This is a genomic window from Candidatus Alistipes pullistercoris (assembly GCF_027665465.1).
Lineage (GTDB): Bacteria > Bacteroidota > Bacteroidia > Bacteroidales > Rikenellaceae > Alistipes_A > Alistipes_A hominis.
On the sequence record NZ_JAQDED010000017.1, the window covers coordinates 1 to 1753 of the forward strand.

1 rRNA gene is annotated in these 1753 nt (G+C 51.4%); it reads left to right on the plus strand.

Annotation, left to right across the window (positions count from 1 at the left end):
• Positions 1 to 14: 14 nt before the first annotated feature.
• Positions 15 to 1543: ribosomal RNA gene (locus tag PGR91_RS13430) — 16S ribosomal RNA — on the plus strand.
• Positions 1544 to 1753: the final 210 nt, after the last annotated feature.

A 1753-nucleotide genomic window follows, 5' to 3' on the forward strand; every position in this document is an offset into this window, starting at 1 on the left:
GATTTAAATTTTTTACAATGGAGAGTTTGATCCTGGCTCAGGATAAACGCTAGCGGCAGGCCTAACACATGCAAGTCGAGGGGCAGCGGAAGAAGTAGCTTGCTACTTCTGCCGGCGACCGGCGCACGGGTGCGTAACGCGTATGCAACCTACCTTTAACAGGGGGATAATCCGAAGAAATTTGGTCTAATACCCCATAATATTTCAGAAGGCATCTTTTGAGGTTGAAAACTCCGGTGGTTAAAGATGGGCATGCGTTGTATTAGCTAGATGGTGAGGTAACGGCTCACCATTGCGATGATACATAGGGGGACTGAGAGGTTTTCCCCCCACACTGGTACTGAGACACGGACCAGACTCCTACGGGAGGCAGCAGTGAGGAATATTGGTCAATGGACGCAAGTCTGAACCAGCCATGCCGCGTGCAGGATGAAGGTGCTATGCATTGTAAACTGCTTTTGTACGAGGGTAAATTCAGATACGTGTATCTGTTTGAAAGTATCGTACGAATAAGGATCGGCTAACTCCGTGCCAGCAGCCGCGGTAATACGGAGGATCCGAGCGTTATCCGGATTTATTGGGTTTAAAGGGTGCGTAGGCGGTTTGATAAGTTAGAGGTGAAAGCTCGATGCTCAACATCGAAATTGCCTCTGATACTGTCAGACTAGAGTGTAGTTGCGGAAGGCGGAATGTGTGGTGTAGCGGTGAAATGCTTAGATATCACACAGAACACCGATTGCGAAGGCAGCTTTCCAAGCTATTACTGACGCTGAGGCACGAAAGCGTGGGTAGCGAACAGGATTAGATACCCTGGTAGTCCACGCCGTAAACGATGATAACTCGTTGCCGGCGATATAGTGTCGGTGACTAAGCGAAAGCGATAAGTTATCCACCTGGGGAGTACGTTCGCAAGAATGAAACTCAAAGGAATTGACGGGGGCCCGCACAAGCGGAGGAACATGTGGTTTAATTCGATGATACGCGAGGAACCTTACCCGGGCTTGAAAGTTAGCGACGGATCCTGAAAGGGGTCTTCTCTTCGGAGCGCGAAACTAGGTGCTGCATGGTTGTCGTCAGCTCGTGCCGTGAGGTGTCGGGTTAAGTCCCATAACGAGCGCAACCCCTACTGTTAGTTGCCAGCATGTCAAGATGGGCACTCTAGCAGGACTGCCGGTGTAAGCCGAGAGGAAGGTGGGGATGACGTCAAATCAGCACGGCCCTTACGTCCGGGGCGACACACGTGTTACAATGGTCGGTACAGAGGGTAGCTACCTGGTGACAGGATGCCAATCTCGAAAGCCGATCTCAGTTCGGATTGGAGGCTGAAACTCGCCTCCATGAAGTTGGATTCGCTAGTAATCGCGCATCAGCCATGGCGCGGTGAATACGTTCCCGGGCCTTGTACACACCGCCCGTCAAGCCATGGGAGTTGGGGGTGCCTGAAGTACGTGACCGCAAGGAGCGTCCTAGGGCAAAACCGATGACTGGGGCTAAGTCGTAACAAGGTAGCCGTACCGGAAGGTGCGGCTGGAACACCTCCTTTTTGGAGCTTGTTCAAAGGTATAGCTGCTTATACTTCAAAGACTATTATAACAGTATCGATGTGTTTACGCACAGTCGTAGCGGAGCAAAACCGCGATACTGTACGATCCACGCGATAAGGATCGGGTCAGCGATGACCTGCCTGCTGTGGAAAAGTTCTTTGACAGATTTAAGGATGAGAAAGGGGGTTGCATAACCGGTCACGAGCCGG